Raw genomic sequence first — 17,375 nt, 5'->3', positions numbered from 1 at the left:
ATATTCATCGTTTTGTAAAAATTAGTTGATTAAATCAACTATTGACAGAAACAACTATATTTGTGCCCTTCAATTATGAAAACTACACGAGAATTACCGCTGGCTCCTTTTGCCGATGAAGAAACTCCTCTTTACTTTGGGTTTAAAACATTAGCTAAAACGTATTATGGAGTAGCCTCAAAACAGTTTGAAGATATTAACCTGGACAAGTATTTTCTTTTACTAAGTCTGGTTAGTAAAAATGAAAACATGACCCAACAATGTTTGGCAAAATACTTTGGTATTGACAAAGCAATGATAGTACGTGTTATTGATTACCTCTCGGAAAAAGGCTTGGTTAAAAGAGAAATAAACCCAAAAGACAGGCGTGAACACAGAATTGTAGCCACTAAAAAAACTTTAAAATTTGCTCCAAAAATTAGCCAAGTATTTATAGATATCAATAAAGCGGCATTCGATGGCTTTACAGAAAAGGAAAAAACCACATTTTATGACCTTACCAATAGAATGTTAGATAACCTTGGTAAACTACCTGCTAACAAATACGAATTAAAGATTGAAAAAAGAAAATAAAAGACATGAATAAAAGACAAATAATCTGGACGATAGTCATTATTGCAATCATTGCATTATTGACCCTATTTAAAATATCATCAAGCAAATCAGCACAGACAGCTAATAACGGCAAAAAGAAAGGACCTGCTGCTCCGGTAAGTGTTGGTATTTATGTAGTGAAGAAAAGTGTTTTAAATAATAGCATTCAAACCGTTGGAAATATTTTAGCCAATGAAGAGGTTGATTTAAAAAGTGAAACACAGGGTAAGGTTGTAAAAATAAACTTTAACGAAGGGCAACAAGTACACAAAGGACAATGGTTAGTAAAAATTAACGATGCTGACTTGCAGGCACAATTGAAAAAGGCTTTATCAACTAAAAAGCTAAAGGATGAAACTGAAAAAAGGAACAAACAACTTTTAGCCAAAGGAGCTATCAGCACTGAAGCCTACGACTTATCGTTAACTGACTTAAACAGTATTAATGCTGATATTGATTTATTGAAAGAACAAATCAGACGCACCGAAATTATAGCTCCCTTCAATGGATTGATAGGGTTGAGAAATATTAGTGAAGGAAGCTTTATTAACAATACAATTACTATTAGTCATTTACAAAATATCGATCAGGTTAAAATTGAGTTTGCCATTCCTGAAAAGTACACTTCTAAAATAAGAAACGGTATGCTTATTAACTTTACTGTAGAAGGACAAAAAGAAACCTTTACTGCAAAAATATATGCCATTGACCCAAAAATAGACCCCGTTAACAGAAATGTAATTGCCAGAGCTATCTGTAATAACACTAATAAAAAGTTACTGCCGGGTGCTTTTGCCAAAGTAAACATTACGTTGGATAGTAACCCTGATGCCTTATTAATCCCAACTCAAGCTATTGTTCCAATTTTAAAAGGACAGAAAGTATTTTTAATACAAGGTGACTCTGCTATTGAGAAACAGGTAACCATTGGAAACAGAAATGATTTAACTGTTGAGGTAATTGACGGATTAAATGAAAATGATAGTGTAATAGTGCAAGGCGTAATACAAATGAAAAAAGGCGCCAAAGTAAAAGTTACCAAACCATAAAATTTACACCAAATAAAAAATGAGTTTAAGTTCAATAAGTATAAACAGACCGGTATTAGCCACAGTAATGTCAATCATTATTGTTTTATTTGGCATTATTGGTTACACCTTTTTAGGTATAAGAGAATACCCATCCATAGACCCACCAGTTATAACCGTTAGAACAAGTTATACGGGGGCTAATGCTGATATTATAGAGTCGCAAATAACGGAACCTTTAGAAAAAGCTATTAATGGTATTGCAGGTATTCGTTCTATTTCATCAGCTAGTAATTTAGGAACAAGCAGTATTACTGTTGAGTTTAATTTGGATGCAGATTTAGAAAGTGCTACCAATGATGTACGCGATAAAGTTTCTCAGGCAGTACGTCAATTACCGCAAGATATTGATGCTCCGCCCGTAGTGAGTAAAGCTGATGCTAACTCTGATGCTATAATTTCATTAACTGTTCAGAGTGATACTAAAAACCAATTAATGGTAAGTGACTATGCTGAGAATGTATTATTGGAGAAGTTACAAACTATTCCGGGTGTTAGTACTATTCAAATTTGGGGGCAAAAGAAATATGCTATGCGTCTTTGGTTAGATCCTATTAAAATGGCCTCATTCGGATTAACTCCTTTGGATATAAAAAATGCTTTGGATAAAGAAAATGTTGAATTACCGGGCGGAAAAATTGAAGGAAACAATACGGAATTAACAGTAAAAACAGTAGGTAGATTTGCAACTGAAGATGAGTTTAACAACCTTATTATTAAGTCGGATAATAACCAAACCATTAAACTAAAGGATATTGGTAATGCTATTATTGGAGCTGAAAATGAAGAAACTATTTTAAAGGAATCGGGTGTACCTATGATAGGGCTTGGCATTGTACCTCAACCGGGAGCTAATTATATTGAAATAGCGGATGAGTTTTACAAACGTTATGAGCAAATAAAAAAAGAAGTTCCAAAAGACTTTAAACTGGATATAGCTATTGACAATACTGGTTTTATAAAAACTTCGATTACGGAAGTAAAAGAAACTTTATTGATAGCTTTTATATTGGTAGTGTTTATTATTTTCCTGTTTTTTAGGGATTGGTTGATTGCTTTCAGGCCTTTAATTGACATACCTGTATCGTTAATAGGGGCTTTCTTTATTATGTATCTGGCGGGTTTTTCTATTAATATATTAACCTTATTAGCTATAGTGCTGGCAACGGGCTTGGTGGTTGATGACGGAATTGTGGTAACTGAAAATATTTTCAAAAAAATAGAAGAAGGTTTATCACCTCGCGAAGCAGCCATTAAAGGTTCTAATGAAATTTTCTTTGCCGTTGTTTCTACCTCTATTACACTTGCTGTTGTATTCTTACCTGTTATTTTCATGCAAGGATTTGTTGGCCGTTTATTCAGGGAATTTGGTGTGGTGGTAGCGGGTGCGGTATTGATTTCAGCTTTTGTATCGTTAACGCTAACACCTATGTTAAACGTGGTTCTGACCAGAAAAGATGCAAAAAAGAGAAGCAAATTTTACCATGCTACCGAGCCATTTTTTGAATGGTTAAACGAGGCTTATAGAAAATCATTAACTAGTTTTATGCATAAAAGATGGTTGGCCTGGGTTATTGTATTGGCTTCGTTTGTTTTGATTGTTTTGATTTGGATTAATATACCATCTGAGTTATCACCATTAGACGACAGAAGTGTAATGCGTATCAGCAGTACTGCTCCTGAAGGTGCTTCGTATGAGTTCATGGAAGATTTTCAGGATAAAATAGGTCAAATGGTTATGGACTCTGTGGATGAAAAAAGGGTTATGTTATCAGTTACGGCTCCAGGATTTATTGGGAGTGGTGCCGTAAATACGGGTTTCACACGTATTTTATTAGGTCCTCCGGATAGCAGACAAAGAACGCAACAGGAAATAGCTGATTATATTACTCAAAACTTAAAAGCTTATCCTGATGCTAGAACATTTGTAATACAGGATCAAACCATTAATGGTTCAGGAGGCTCAAGAGCCGGGCTTCCTGTGCAATACATATTGCAAAACCAAAGCTTTGAAAAAATACAAACCTTTTTACCAAAGTTTATGGAAGAGGTAAATAACAACAAAACCTTTCAGGGTATTGATGTAAACTTAAAGTTTAATAAGCCTGAACTGGTGGTAACTATTGACAGGGATAAAGCCAAAAGTTTAGGCGTGAGCATTCAAAGTGTAGCACAAACCTTACAACTGTCATACAGTGGTTTACGTTACGGTTATTTTACCATGAATGGAAAACAATACCAGGTGGTAGGACAAGTAGACAGGGGCAATCGTGATGAACCACTTGATTTAAAATCGTTATTTGTAAGAAACGACAAAGGACAGATAGTGCAACTGGATAACTTATTGAAAGTAGAAGAACGCAGTAGTCCACCTCAACTATACCATTATAACCGTTATAAGGCAGCTACTGTACAGGCGGGTTTAGCACCGGGTAAAACAATTGGCGATGGTATTAAGGAAATGGATAAAATAGCCAAAAAAGTTTTGGATGAATCATTTACTACTGCATTAACCGGACCTTCGCGCGATTTTTCCGAAAGCTCATCAAATACCACTTTTGCATTGGTGCTGGCACTGGTATTGGTTTATCTGGTTTTGGCAGCTCAGTTTGAAAGTTTTGTTGACCCTTTAATTATTATGCTTACTGTTCCAATGGCTTTGGCAGGAGCCCTACTCTCGCTTTGGTATTTTAACCAAACCTTTAACATTTTCGGGCAAATAGGCATTATTGTACTAATAGGTTTGGTAACTAAAAACGGGATATTAATTGTTGAGTTTGCCAACCATCAAAAACATTTGGGTAAAAAGGTATTTGATTCAGCTATTGACTCTGCTGTTTCAAGGCTAAGACCCATTATGATGACCAGCTTGGCTACTATTTTAGGTGCTTTACCTATTGCTTTAGCTTTAGGAGCCGGAGCTAAAAGCAGGGTTTCAATGGGTATAGTAATTATTGGCGGATTATTGTTTAGTGGTTTTTTAACGCTGTATGTAATACCGGCTATTTATAGTTTTATGTCGAAAGAGCAAAAAGGTAACGCTAACGAATTAAAAGAAGAATCGAATCATGAATAAGTATATTGTATTATTTCTCATTTATTTTATTGGCAATGCTAACATAAGTAAAGCCCAACAGGTATTGAATTTAAGCGATGTTTTAACTATTGCATTAAGCAATAACTATGCTATTCAACTGGCTAAAAACGAAGCTGAACTGAGCAAGAACAATAACCGCATTGGGGCAGCAGGAATGTTACCCAATGTAGCTGGAACTGCCCTTCAGGACAATCAGGTAATTAATACCCAACAACAGTTTTTAAATGGTACTGAAAACAACAAGGATGGGGCAAAAAGTAGTCAGTTAGCGGCCAACGTTGAATTGGGCTGGACTATTTTTGATGGTTTAAAAATGTTTGCCACTAAAAGCAAATTAAACGAGTTACAAAATATAGGTGAATTAAGAATGCGTTCGCAAATTGAACAAAATTTCACCAGGGTAATAAGAGCCTATTATGATGTAGTATTGGCTAAACAACAAACCAATGTAAATAAAAGTGCTTTAACTATTTCTGAAAAAAGGGTTCAGTTGGCACAAGACAAATATGATGCCGGTAAGGCTTCGCTTAATGAAGTATTGAAGGCTAAGGTTGATTTAAATACTGATAAATCAAACCTGATGAAACAAGAGATTAAATTTAAAAACAGTAAGAACAATTTAAACCAATTATTGGCCAGAGATGTGAGTACTGATTTTGATGTACCTGATTCGATTGCCTTGAATGCAGAACTAAAGCTAACTGATTTGCAAACAAAAGTAATGGCTCAAAATGCCGATGTATTGGCAGCTAAAAGAACCCAGCAGGTAAATGCTTTGGCTATACAGGAAATAAATGCAGAACGTATGCCTACGGTGCAATTAAAAAGTGGTTATAATTATAGTAAACAAACCTCGGAAGCCGGCTTTTTACAGTCATCGCAAAACTTAGGTTTTCATTATGGAGCTGCGCTTAATATTAATTTGTTTAATGGTTTTGATGTAAATAAGCGTTTACAGAATGCTAAAATCACTTTAAAATCAAGCGAGCTAGTGTATAAGGATTCGTTAGCAAAACTGCAAAACAACTTACAGCAATCGTATAATACGTATACGTTAAATAACCAACTGGTGCAATTCGAAAAGGAAAATGTATCTATTGTAACGCAAAACTTTAGCATTACAGATGAACAATACAAAGTAGGAACTATTACTTCGCTGGAGTTAAGGGATGCACAACAAAATTTATTATTAAGTAATAACCGCTATTTAAGTGCTACCTACGATGCAAAACTGGCGGAAATAGAGTTGATGAGAATAAGTGGCGACTTAATGGCTTATATTAACCGAAGCAATTAGCACAGGGCTATTATTCTATAAGCTTGCTTGCTTATTATTGATAAACAACAGCAGGAATAACAGTGAAAATGATACACCTAATTGGGTGGTTAGAAAGGCTTCAATTAAAAACGCTACGGTAACAACTATGTATTGTGCTACTAAGTACAGGTTGCTGAAATTTTTATACAATGGAAAATAAAAGGCTAGTATAAATATGAATACGCCTAATAAACCAATGGCTGCATAATAAAAAAGGAACTGATTATGTGGTATGATTCTTTTACTTACTTCGGGATATTTGGTGGCAAACAATTGGTTATTGAGGTCTTCAATATCGCCTAACCCACAACCAAATAATACGGAGGTATTGGAGGCTATTTCAATGGCATTTTTGTAGGAAATAATTCTGCTTCCCAATGATTGGTTGTTTACACTTTTACCGCTTTGGTAGTTGTCTATGTCGTTTTGTGTATTGGCTATTTTGTTGCGAATGGTAGGTGAAAACGCGAAGGTTAAACCTGCCACGGTTAAGCATACCACTACCATAGCCACTACTAATTTTATCTTTTTGTATATGATTACTTGTTCGTAAATAGCTAAAAGCATTAGCAGATAGAACGCTAGTAAGCCTGCTCTTACCGAAAATATATGAATAAATACAACTAATAAAACAGCTCCTACGGCATTGATAATTTGGTATTTGAGTGTTTCAGCATTTTTAAAATTATAGTATAAAAAATAAATGGCTAAAGCACACATTAAACTAAATGTTGGATGATGTGCTACTGCGGTTGGCATTACCCTGCTTTCTAAATAAGCCTGATTGACCTCGCTGGCATTGTTATAGTAGTAAATTAATGCCTGTACGGCAGTTATAATTACACCTATACAAAAGGTATTGATGATAATTTGTATATGGTCTTTATTGAATGGTTTAATTTGTACATAGGTAAAGGGCAATACAAAATAAGGCAGGAGTAGTAATACTTTTTTACACAAGTAATCGGTATTGGTAGAGTATAAATAGGATGGAAATAGTATAAAAAAACTAATGCCTAATGCAAAAAATGATTTGTTGTTATAATAGTTTTTAAACCAATATTTAGGTGGTGCTGATAACAAACCAATGGCTGAAAACCCAATCATGGATATACTGGAAAGCACTCTGAATTTATCTACGGTAAATAAACCAACAGTCCAAAGCCATAAAAAAAACAGCATAATGGATTGATTATATTTATTAAAAATTACTTTCATGCAAATTTTAGTTACTCATCATTAATTCTTTGGCTGCTAATACTACCTGGTCGGTTGGATTATTACCACTTAGCATCACTGCTATCTCATTAATTTGTTCACTTTTATTCAGCAATTTAATATTTGATACTGTTTTATTGCCTATGTTTTGTTTGTAAACATTAAAATGCGCATCAGCTTTGGCTGCAATTTGTGGTAAATGGGTAATGGCTATTATTTGGTGCTTACTTGCATGTTTTTGTAATACCTGCGATACTTTTAATGCCGCTTCCCCGCTAATACCTGTATCTATCTCATCGAAAACAATACTTGGTAAACTTACTTTTTCGCTAATGAGCGATTTAATACATAACATTAAACGGCTCAGCTCTCCCCCACTGGCTACTTTGCTAATGGGTTGAAATGCGGAACCTTTATTGGCCGAAAACATAAACTCTATTTTATCTATTCCGTTTATGTTCATTTGCTCGGTAGCCAATACGGTTTGGTTTATTTGCAATGACGCATCGGGCATAGCCACCTGTGCCAATAATAGTTTTACTTTTTGCTCCACTTGTGTTTTAACACTGGCTCGCTTGCTACTAATGGTTTGTGCACTATTTGTTAAACTGTTTTTGAGTAACGTTAATTCTGTTTGTTTTATTTCAATTTCGTGTTGTAATGAACCTATTTGCAATAAATCATTTTCCAGTTTTTGTTGCAATGCCAACAATTCTGCATTGTTTGCTACACGGTGTTTTTTTTGCAAAGCAAATAACAACTGTAATCTTTCTTCTACACGTTCTAGTTCTTTGGGGTCTGCATTGGTTTTTTCTGAAATGCCATCTAACTCCGCAGCTATGTCTTTTAACTCTACTATACTTTGTTCAACTCTTTGTGCCAAATCAACTATTAAGATATTGTGTTTAGCAACGGGCGTAATGGTATTTTTAATAGCGCGTAATTGGTCTATTATATTTTGCTCTGCTACATCTAAACCTGCATAAGCGTTATAAGTAGCTTCTTTTATTTGCTCTGCATTGCTTAATATGCTTAGCTGTAATTCTAATTCCTGTTGTTCATTTTCCTGTAAATTGGCTTCCACCAATTCGTTTAGAATAAACTGGAAATAGTCTTCATCTTGTTTTGATTTTGCTTCACGCTCCATCAATTCAGCCAAATACTTTTCTGCTTTTTTATACTGCTGAAAGTTATTTTTATAATTGTTTAAAACGTCTTCATGATCGGCAATGGCATCTATTACCGATAATTGGAATGCATTATCGTTTAAAGCCAATGTTTCATGCTGGCTAACTATATCAATTAATAAACTGCCTAAATCTTTTAACTGATTTAAAGTTACCGGTGTATCATTAATAAATGCTCTTGATTTACCGTTGCTGGTAATTTCGCGTCTTACTATACATACATCGTCATAATCTAATTCATTAGCACTAAAATAAGGCTTTAGCTTGTACGATTTGATGAAATATTGTGCCTCAATTACACATTTATCTTCATCGGTCATAATAGATTTTGCATCTGCCCTATCGCCTAAAATTAAGCCCAAAGCGCCCATCAATATTGATTTACCGGCACCTGTTTCACCCGTTATAATATTAAAGTTTTTATGAAACTCTATATCAACTTGTTTAATAATAGCGTAATTTTTAATGTTTAACTTTTGTAGCATACCTATTGGAAAGGCGAAAGTAGTAAAATAATGATTTTTAAACTAACATTCGAACCTTAGACATAAAAAATGCCCCATGCCGTTGCAGCATAGAGCATTTTTTTAATAAAAATATAATTATTGAATGGTTACTCCTGAAGCTATAATCCTCACTTCTTCTTTACCATCTTTGATTTCTTTTACAGCATTGCCTTGTACAGTAGCTATTTTACCTTCAATATTTAAAGGTAAAACAAAGGCTTTGTTCTCCACCTCTACAAACAAAGGTTCGCTACCTTTATTTTCAAGGGTTAACCAACAACCTTCGCCTTTGCAGTATTTGTCAATGGTACCGGTTACTTTAACGGGTATATTATTACCCGTTTGTAACAAGGTCAATACATCGCTTACTGTTTTAACGGTATCAGCCACTACTGGTTGACCAAAACTACCTGTTGCAGGTAATTTTGCACGAGGGTCGTTATTACAAGCCACCAAGCTTATACTTAACAATGCTATAGCAAATACTTTTTTCATTTGAGTTTAAATAATTGTTTATTGAACAATGTTCATTTCTGCTACTATATGTGGAGCCTGACCAAATTTGTCAACTAACCACAATACGTAACGGATATCAACACAGATAGTACGTTTGTTAGCCGGGTCAAAGTGTATATTACCACTCATAGCTTCCCAGTTTCCGTCAAAAGCTAAACCTATAATCTGGCCTTCGCCATCAATTACCGGGCTACCACTGTTTCCACCTGTAATATCGTTATCGGTTAAAAAAGCAACTGGTAATTTACCATCCTTCATAGCATAACGACCGTAATCTTTGGCTTTGTGTAATTCTTTTAATCTTTCAGGAATAGCAAACTCTTGTTCTGGTTGATCAGCGTATTTTATGTTTTTAGCTATTACTTCATCTAAATTGGTAATCAAAGGAAATTTACCATATGGTTTTACAGTACCGTAAGTTAAACGCAACGATGAATTTGCATCAGGATAGAACTTGCGGCTTTTGTTCATTTCCATTAAACCTTTAATATACAATCTGCCTAAGGCTAAACTGCTTTCGTTAAAAGCGTCTACTTTAGATTTATAGTTATTGATATAATGGTCTTTAAATGCTTTTACGTGTTTGTAAGCTATATCGTTATGTAACATGCTTAAACGGGGGTTAACAACCCAGCCTTCTACCATTTTTTTATCGGCAAAAATACTGTGTGCAAACACATCATCAGTATAAGCTTTAATAGCTGCTGCCGGATTTCCTGCATTGTATTTTGCAATAATCTCACCCATTAATGGTGCTTGTTGGTCTTTTGGTACATTATTGTAGTAGTACAATAAAATACTATCAAAAATACGTTTATCGGCTTTTACCACTAACGATTCGTATGGTAAATCTTCCATAGCGCCCATTACTTGTTCTTTTAAACCTGTTATTTGTTTTTCATCGCCTTTGCTTACTGCATCTTCCATAGCGCTTGCTAAGTTTGCCAATGCTGAAACGGTGGGTGCTAAAATAGCTTCGTTTAAGAAGGTACGTTGTTGGCTTATTGGCCTGTAAGCATCAAAAGTTTTGTCAACATCTGCCAATAAGTTTTTGTATTCGTCTTTATCAGCCGCCCATTTAGCAAATGCTTTTTCTTCGGCTTGTTTTTGTTCAAATACTTTGTTCTTTTTTAATTGCTCATATTCACCTCTGTAAAATTTCCAGTAATTGGCAATTGATGCTTTGTTTGAAGATAGTTTTAAACGTGTATCCACATCTTTGCTCATTTGTTCGTTCCATGCATTTAAACGGATATCGCGTAAAGCTACTATGGTTGGATCTACTTTATCGGTAATAATCTGCACACCTTTGCTAAACTCATAACGGTTGGTACGACCAGGAAAACCCATAATCATAGCGTAATCGCCACTTTTTATACCTTTTAAGTTAATGGGTAATGAGTGTTTTGGTGTGTAAGGAACATTTTCTTCACTGTATTTAGCCGGCTTGCCGTCTTTACTGCTGTAAATACGGAACATACTGAAATCGCCAGTGTGGCGTGGCCACATCCAGTTATCAGTTTCGCCACCAAATTTACCAATGTTTTGTGGTGGTGTACCTACTAAACGGATATCGGTAAAACGCTCTAATATAAACAGGTAATAAGCATTGCCTTTGTACATTTCGCGTACCAAGCCTTCGTAACCTGTTCCTTTTATAGCTTCGTCAACTATTTTTTTGTATATACTAGGTAGTTTAGCGGTACGTGTTTTTTCGTCCATGCCTTTTACCTCTTCCATTACTTTGGCGCTTACATCACTAATGCTTTTTACAAAAGCTACTGTTAAACCTTCAATCTGTTTTTCTTCGCTTTTATCTTTAGCCCAAAAACCGTTATCTAAAATATTGTCTTTTCGGGTTGATTTACCTGCAATGGCATCGTATCCGCAATGGTGATTGGTTAAAACCAAACCTTGGTTTGAAATAACCTCGCCTGTGCAACCGCCACCAAACCAAACTATCGCATCTTTCATGCTTGAGTTATTGGCACTGTACAACTGTTCGGCTGTTAATTTCAACCCTTTCTTTTTCATGTCGGCATAGTTTTCCTGCAATAGCAATGGTAACCACATGCCTTCATCTGCTTTCGATACTTTTACACCAAGCATCAATAAAATAAGCACACTTGTAATTATTTTCTTCATTCTTTAATAAAATTTTGAGGGGGCAATGTAAAAATTATTTACGGGCTATATAAATATTTTTTTTAAGAGGTTTGATTTGGTTTTGAAGGTATTGGAGTAATACTTAACCAACAAAAAAACTGCCCGTTCCTAACTGTAAAGCAGTTACTTGTATTTACTAATCAACCAGTTCCACACACTGGTAGCCCATTGATTGCACTGTAGAAATAATACTTTCGGTGGCGGTGCAAAGTGATTCTACTCGCAGAATATAATCACAATCGTCTAAATCAAAGTTAATTTTACTGTCGGGTAAATGTGCAAGGAGTTGCTGAATAATCATTTTTGATTCATCCACTCCCTGCACATTTGTTTTAAAAACTTCAACCATTTATGTCTGCTTTAAACAGCTGCTATTTTTTTGTGGTATAGCACATACGACCAAACAAAGAAGCCAAATGGCAATACCATAAATAACATACCGGTGTCAAAACCATCAGTAGATACAGCTGAGTAAACGGCTCCTATTAAATCGTAAGCTAACCCTGCATAAGCCCATTCTTTAATACGTGGGTAACCAGGAATAAGAATAGCTATAGCACCTAAAATTTTAGCTACACCAATAAATGGAATAAAATAATTGGGATAACCTAAATGGTTCATAAAAGTAACTGCTTCCGGCACCATTAAAATATCCGGGACAGCAGTGAAAATCATAAATGCACTAAACAAAGAAGTAATAATCCAGTAAAGGGTAGTTGTTTTTTTCATAGTAGTTTATTTTTAATTTAATTGTGTTGTTAATTTTTATTGTAATTAAGTAGCCAATGGTTTCCATACTTATCTGTTAAGCCACCAAACAAAGCACCCCAAAAACTATTTTCTAAGGGATGGGTAGCATGGCCACCTACCGAAAGTTTGCTATAACAGTTTCTTATTTCTTCCTCGCTAGCGCAATTTAAAGAAAGTGAAACAGCATTACCAAATATTAACCCGGCTGAAGCTACCATGTCGGATCCCATTAACAGCAAACTATCTTTGGTAAGTGTAGCATGTAAAATACACGCTTTCATTTGCTCAGGCATTTGTGCTGCCAAAGGCGACTCTCCAATAGTTTGGAACACCAATTCACCTCCCAAACAGCTTTGGTAAAAGGTCATTGCTTCGCGGCAATTGCCACTAAAGGTCAGGTAGGTATTAATTTGCGTAGTCATGGTATTAAACTGTTTTGACTATTTATTAGCTTCTGCGTATTTTTTAAAATTGTTTAAAATAGACTGCCAGCCAAATTCCTGTAATGCAATGGTATTTTGTTCTTCAGCACCAAAGGTTTCGGTTATTTTTGTTTGGTTGCCTTGCTCGCTAAATAGTATTTTTACTTTCCTGCCATCGCCAAGTGTATAAGCCAGTACTTCATTTGGTTTTACCTCATCGTACACGCCACCAAAATCAAACCCAAAGCTACCGTCTTTGGCTTCCATTCTTGACGAAAAGCTACCTCCTATTCTTACATCGTTTTCGGCTTTTGTGGTATGCCAGTCATCAGAAGCATTGTTCCACTGCATAATGTGTTTGGGCGAAGTCCAAAACTCCCATACTTTTTCTACGGGTGCATCTACCTGTGCTTCTATGGTAATTAATATGGGTTGCTCAGCTAACTCTTTTATGGTATTGATTGCTTTGGGAAATGTTTCATTAAAATAATCCTTGAATTCTTCTACTGAATCTAAGCTTATATGCAATAGGGTAGTTCCGTTTTCTTCTGTTAAAAAATAACGTTCCATTCCTCCACTCCATTTCTTTGTTTCTTCGTCAAGAGGTAATTCTTTAAAATCTTTTACCATACCCAAATGGGTAAACGACATTTCTTCTTTGGGTTTGCATACGGTTACTTCGCTATACATACCACCACCATCGGGTCCTAAAAACAATACTTTGCTGCCTTGTTGAAAATCGGAAACGGCATACGAACCTTCGTGAAAAACATTGGTCCATTTACGGTAAAGTGCATCGGTCCATAATACCTGCCATACTTTTGCAGCACTTGCCTGTATGTTAATTTTAAAATCTAATTTTTGCATGTCTATATTTTTTAAATGAATATTATTTGATTTTGAACACTACAAATATGTAATAACTCTACAAAATAAAAGCAGTGTATAAACGGCAACAAAAGGGTGTTTTGCGACAATTTATTTTATTATATTCGCAATCACTTCAATAAAACAACATGAAACATGTAAGCATATTAGTTCCTGAATCATCGGTTATGCAAGCCGTTGCCGATCCTCAATATTTGTTTTCGGCTGTCAACCAGTTTTTAATGGCATCGGGTAAAAGCCCTTTGTTCCAAGTACAATTGGTGGGCGGTACCAAGGAGGTAAAAATAAATAATGGCATGTACTCCATACATACTGATACGCAAATACATGATGATGCGCCAAGTGATTTGGTTATTATTCCTGCACTGTTTGGCGATATGCAATCAGCTATTAACCAAAACAAGGATTTATTACCGTGGATTAATAAACAATATGAAAATGGTGCGGAGGTAGCCTCGTTATGTGTAGGTGCTTTTTTACTGGCTTCTACGGGTTTGTTAAATGGCAAAAAATGTTCAACACACTGGGGTTTTCAAAATGAGTTCAGGGAAATGTTTCCTGAGGTTGATGTTATTGATGGTAGTATTATTACGGAAGAAAACCGTTTGTACTCAAGTGGTGGCGCTAACTCGTACTGGAATTTATTATTGCACCTGGTGGAGAAATATACGGATAGGGAAACGGCTATACTGGCCTCTAAATATTTTGCTATTGATATTGACAGGGATAGTCAGACCACTTTTGCCATGTTTAAGGGCCAAAAGAATCATAAAGATGATGATATCAAAAAAATACAAACTTATATAGAGAACAATATTCACGAAAAACTAAGCGTAGATGATTTGGCTACTATTATAGCTGTGGGCAGACGTAGTTTTGAAAGGCGTTTTAAACTGGCTACCAATAATTCGGTTTTAGAATACATACAACGTATAAAAATTGAAGCGGCTAAACGTAGCTTTGAAAACAGCCGAAAAAATATAAATGAGGTGATGTTTGATGTAGGTTATACTGACACGAAATCGTTTAGAACTATATTTAAAAAGATAACAGGGCTTACTCCTATTGAGTACCGGAATAAATACAATAAAATGGCTATGAAGGAATCGTAAATAACACGATTTATAAACAGACTCAAGAAGCATTAAGTTGCTGCTACGGTTTCTGCATTTTTATGTTTTATCAAACCATACATCATTACCAAGGCCGTTAAAACTATTACTTGTATAATTAATGATTTATTGGCTATGTCAATTGTTTGCGTAATGGGTATGGTTAAAAATAAAAGTATGGTAATGAGTCCTCGGGGTGCAATAAACAACAAGGGACTTATTGGTAATTTAAATACTTTTAAAAACAAATAACGTATGCTAAAAATACCAAGGGTAATCCCCAATGCCCATAAAATGGTTTCTGAATTTAACAGTTCGGCTGTTTCTATGAGGTAACCAAAAAGCAGAAAAAATAAGGCACGAATTAAAAAGGCTATTTCGGTAGTTAACTCTTTAAACTTATGTACTTCCTGATTGAGTATATTGGGTTTTAGTTTTTGGATAAACTTAAACTGTTTCAACTCGTCTAAATTACCCAGAAATAAGCCAAACAATAAAATAAAAATTAAAGCCGGTAAATGGTACACTTTTGAAATGGCATAAATCAAAATAATGATTAAGATGATGGGGGCAAATTTTACATGGTGTTTTATTTTGCTTAACAAATAAGCCAAGCCCAAGGTAGCAATAAATGTAACGACTAAAATAATGAGTAATTCTATCAAAAATATACCAATAGATTTGGTGCCTATATTGTCGTTTAAAGTAATAAAGTTAAAAAGTATAACACCAAAAATATCTGACAAACTACTTTCGTAAGTCACAAATTCTTTGTTGCGGGCTATTAAGTTTTTAGCGCTGGGTATGGCAATGGCACTACTCACTATGGCAAAAGGTATAGCATTGGCTAAACCATTTTTAAAGCCGGTATGGCCAACATAATGAAAAGCCCAGGCTAAACCAAAGCTTAACAATAACATAGGTAACAATGCAATAATTGATGATTGTATAACGATAGGAAGTTTTGATTTATTAAACTCCAGCTCTAACGAACCTTCTAATACAATTAAAATTAAACCAACAGTACCTAAAATGGGTAATATGGATGTAAGGTCGGGAATGGATAATTGAAATAACACTACAATTTGTTTTACTACCCAGCCTAAAAGCAGCAATAAAATAACGGATGGTATTTTTGTTTTTGATGAACTAACATCAAAGATATAAGCTAAAATAAGGAGTATACAAATAGTAATAATTATTGGAATAGTCATTTGGTTTAGAAAGTTTATAAATGTTGTTGTTATCTCATTTTACTGAAGAAATCATGTTATTGATAATGTAAGGCTAAGTTTTAAAACCAAACTGTAATATTGGTAATTAATAAATTACTACTATTTGCTTTATTACCGTCAGTATCTATATATACTTCTTTGTTGCTATAATAATTGCGGCCTTCTATTCTAAATAAAGCATTATTACTCACTTTAGTTGTTAAACATAAACCACTGCTATATGTACTAAAGCCATTAATACCTGTTACCGGTTTTATCATTACTTCATGGTTATCTTCAAAATACTCCACTCTCCCTGCTATAAAGGTGTTTTTATTTATTTTATATTTTCCTATAAAATTGGCTTGCCACCACTGATTGAAATTTGTTTTATTAGCCACGGTGTCTTTTACTTGCTGCCAACCAATATATACGCAACTGGTAAATGAAAATTGCCCGTCAGGATTGTAAATAGCATATATATCTGTAAAGTATCTATTCCCAAAATGTGGGGTTACTTTCGACTCTTCATCACCTAAATAAGTATCCCAATTCAAAAGTATTTTATTGGTTGGCCTATATTCTATTTGTGTACCTATTGATAATGGATTGTTTACATCAGAAATTTGTTGCCAACCATTGAGTAAATATAAATAGGCATTTACTTTCTTACTTAACGGAAGGGTTAGCTTTGCTCCCGATAGATAATAAGGCACATACTCGGGTGCGAAAGAGCGTGTGTACATAAAATGATCTTTAGAAACAGCAGACTCATTGGTATAAGGAGAACCTATTACCCCAACATCTACCCAAATATCTTTAGCCTTAAATAGCTTTATGCCTACATTGGCTTCTATAATATTTTTTAACGAGCCCTTTTCGTTGGCATAGTTGCTATTTACATAGGTACCAAAACCAGGTATTAATCTGGCTCTTACTTTATCGTTACGGTATTTTAAATCAATATAGGTAAGGTTAATGTTAAACTCATTATGCCTGGGAGAAGAAACAGCATAATCACGGTCAGATGTTTTTGGTTGATTTAAATCGAATCCATAATAAATATCAACGTAACCAGAAATACTTAGTTTACCATTTTCAGCACTGTCCATTTGATCTACCATACCCGTATTGCTCACTTGTGCCCAAGTACCAAGCCAAAGCAGACAACTAATAATAATGAGTAAAGCCTTTTGTTTCATGCGGTAAATATAAAGTTTAGGATATGGTAAGCAACAAAAGTGTATAAACAAAAAAGTTGTGGCTTACTGCTAAACCACAACTTTTTAAAACCTATTG

15 protein-coding genes are annotated in these 17,375 nt (G+C 34.8%); 5 read left to right on the top strand and 10 right to left on the bottom strand.

Annotation, left to right across the window (positions count from 1 at the left end; genetic code table 11):
- The first annotated feature begins 75 nt into the window (after window positions 1–75).
- The 4 genes from V4538_11810 to V4538_11795 are packed head-to-tail and all read left to right on the top strand — an operon-like array spanning window position 76 to window position 6,076.
- Window positions 76–573, top strand: a complete 498-nt coding sequence (locus V4538_11810; protein MES2381721.1) for a MarR family transcriptional regulator — start codon at window positions 76–78, stop codon at window positions 571–573.
- Window positions 574–578: 5 nt separating this feature from the next.
- A complete protein-coding gene (locus V4538_11805) occupies window positions 579–1,643 on the top strand; it encodes an efflux RND transporter periplasmic adaptor subunit (GenBank protein MES2381720.1) in 1,065 nt (354 codons plus the stop codon).
- 19 nt (window positions 1,644–1,662) lie between these two features.
- A complete protein-coding gene (locus V4538_11800) occupies window positions 1,663–4,758 on the top strand; it encodes an efflux RND transporter permease subunit (protein MES2381719.1) in 3,096 nt (1,031 codons plus the stop codon).
- Window positions 4,751–6,076, top strand: a complete 1,326-nt coding sequence (locus V4538_11795; protein MES2381718.1) for a TolC family protein — start codon at window positions 4,751–4,753, stop codon at window positions 6,074–6,076. Before V4538_11800 ends, V4538_11795 begins: the two co-directional genes overlap by 8 nt.
- Window positions 6,077–6,091: 15 nt before the next feature.
- Here V4538_11795 and V4538_11790 read toward each other — a convergent pair whose 3' ends face one another.
- From V4538_11790 to V4538_11755, 8 genes are all read right to left on the bottom strand, one after another.
- The gene (locus V4538_11790) at window positions 6,092–7,315 is read right to left on the bottom strand and encodes an O-antigen ligase family protein (GenBank protein ID MES2381717.1); all 1,224 of its coding nucleotides are present in this window, start codon (window positions 7,313–7,315) and stop codon (window positions 6,092–6,094) included.
- Between the two features lie 7 nt (window positions 7,316–7,322).
- Window positions 7,323–8,987, bottom strand: a complete 1,665-nt coding sequence (recN, locus tag V4538_11785) for a DNA repair protein RecN (GenBank protein ID MES2381716.1) — start codon at window positions 8,985–8,987, stop codon at window positions 7,323–7,325.
- Window positions 8,988–9,104: 117 nt separating this feature from the next.
- A complete protein-coding gene (locus tag V4538_11780) occupies window positions 9,105–9,503 on the bottom strand; it encodes a DUF4920 domain-containing protein (protein MES2381715.1) in 399 nt (132 codons plus the stop codon).
- An 18-nt stretch (window positions 9,504–9,521) separates the two neighbouring features.
- Entirely contained in the window at window positions 9,522–11,669 is a 2,148-nt protein-coding gene (locus V4538_11775) for a S46 family peptidase (GenBank protein MES2381714.1), read from the bottom strand.
- 157 nt (window positions 11,670–11,826) lie between these two features.
- Window positions 11,827–12,039 (bottom strand): hypothetical protein, encoded by a 213-nt coding sequence (locus V4538_11770; GenBank protein MES2381713.1) that lies wholly within the window; start codon window positions 12,037–12,039, stop codon window positions 11,827–11,829.
- 11 nt (window positions 12,040–12,050) lie between these two features.
- Entirely contained in the window at window positions 12,051–12,419 is a 369-nt protein-coding gene (locus tag V4538_11765) for a DoxX family protein (protein ID MES2381712.1), read from the bottom strand.
- Between the two features lie 29 nt (window positions 12,420–12,448).
- Entirely contained in the window at window positions 12,449–12,862 is a 414-nt protein-coding gene (locus V4538_11760; GenBank protein MES2381711.1) for a VOC family protein, read from the bottom strand.
- An 18-nt stretch (window positions 12,863–12,880) separates the two neighbouring features.
- Complete coding sequence (locus V4538_11755) at window positions 12,881–13,315, bottom strand: SRPBCC family protein (protein MES2381710.1); 435 nt, start codon at window positions 13,313–13,315, stop codon at window positions 12,881–12,883.
- Between the two features lie 563 nt (window positions 13,316–13,878).
- Here V4538_11755 and V4538_11750 point away from each other — a divergent pair.
- The gene (locus V4538_11750) at window positions 13,879–14,862 is read left to right on the top strand and encodes a helix-turn-helix domain-containing protein (protein ID MES2381709.1); all 984 of its coding nucleotides are present in this window, start codon (window positions 13,879–13,881) and stop codon (window positions 14,860–14,862) included.
- Between the two features lie 32 nt (window positions 14,863–14,894).
- On the opposite strand, the gene V4538_11745 is transcribed toward V4538_11750, so the two are convergent.
- The gene (locus V4538_11745; GenBank protein MES2381708.1) at window positions 14,895–16,076 is read right to left on the bottom strand and encodes a cation:proton antiporter; all 1,182 of its coding nucleotides are present in this window, start codon (window positions 16,074–16,076) and stop codon (window positions 14,895–14,897) included.
- A gap of 80 nt (window positions 16,077–16,156) precedes the next feature.
- Window positions 16,157–17,278, bottom strand: coding sequence for an outer membrane beta-barrel protein (locus V4538_11740; protein MES2381707.1), 1,122 nt, complete (start codon window positions 17,276–17,278; stop codon window positions 16,157–16,159).
- Between the last annotated feature and the right edge of the window lie 97 nt (window positions 17,279–17,375).

Source organism: Bacteroidota bacterium, assembly GCA_040388375.1.
Lineage (GTDB): Bacteria > Bacteroidota > Bacteroidia > UKL13-3 > UKL13-3 > JAAFJM01.
The sequence above is the reverse complement of the archived record's forward strand: the minus strand, read 5'-3'. Positions and strand labels throughout refer to the sequence as shown.

Excerpts from the sequence above, each read along its gene's own strand:
- V4538_11810 (MES2381721.1), top strand. The coding sequence starts at position 76 with ATGAAAACTACACGAGAATTACCGCTGGCTCCTTTTGCCGATGAAGAA.
- V4538_11805 (MES2381720.1), top strand. The coding sequence starts at position 579 with ATGAATAAAAGACAAATAATCTGGACGATAGTCATTATTGCAATCATT.
- V4538_11800 (MES2381719.1), top strand. The coding sequence starts at position 1,663 with ATGAGTTTAAGTTCAATAAGTATAAACAGACCGGTATTAGCCACAGTA.
- V4538_11795 (MES2381718.1), top strand. The coding sequence starts at position 4,751 with ATGAATAAGTATATTGTATTATTTCTCATTTATTTTATTGGCAATGCT.
- V4538_11790 (MES2381717.1), bottom strand. The coding sequence starts at position 7,315 with ATGAAAGTAATTTTTAATAAATATAATCAATCCATTATGCTGTTTTTT.
- recN (MES2381716.1), bottom strand. The coding sequence starts at position 8,987 with ATGCTACAAAAGTTAAACATTAAAAATTACGCTATTATTAAACAAGTT.
- V4538_11780 (MES2381715.1), bottom strand. The coding sequence starts at position 9,503 with ATGAAAAAAGTATTTGCTATAGCATTGTTAAGTATAAGCTTGGTGGCT.
- V4538_11775 (MES2381714.1), bottom strand. The coding sequence starts at position 11,669 with ATGAAGAAAATAATTACAAGTGTGCTTATTTTATTGATGCTTGGTGTA.
- V4538_11770 (MES2381713.1), bottom strand. The coding sequence starts at position 12,039 with ATGGTTGAAGTTTTTAAAACAAATGTGCAGGGAGTGGATGAATCAAAA.
- V4538_11765 (MES2381712.1), bottom strand. The coding sequence starts at position 12,419 with ATGAAAAAAACAACTACCCTTTACTGGATTATTACTTCTTTGTTTAGT.
- V4538_11760 (MES2381711.1), bottom strand. The coding sequence starts at position 12,862 with ATGACTACGCAAATTAATACCTACCTGACCTTTAGTGGCAATTGCCGC.
- V4538_11750 (MES2381709.1), top strand. The coding sequence starts at position 13,879 with ATGAAACATGTAAGCATATTAGTTCCTGAATCATCGGTTATGCAAGCC.
- V4538_11745 (MES2381708.1), bottom strand. The coding sequence starts at position 16,076 with ATGACTATTCCAATAATTATTACTATTTGTATACTCCTTATTTTAGCT.
- V4538_11740 (MES2381707.1), bottom strand. The coding sequence starts at position 17,278 with ATGAAACAAAAGGCTTTACTCATTATTATTAGTTGTCTGCTTTGGCTT.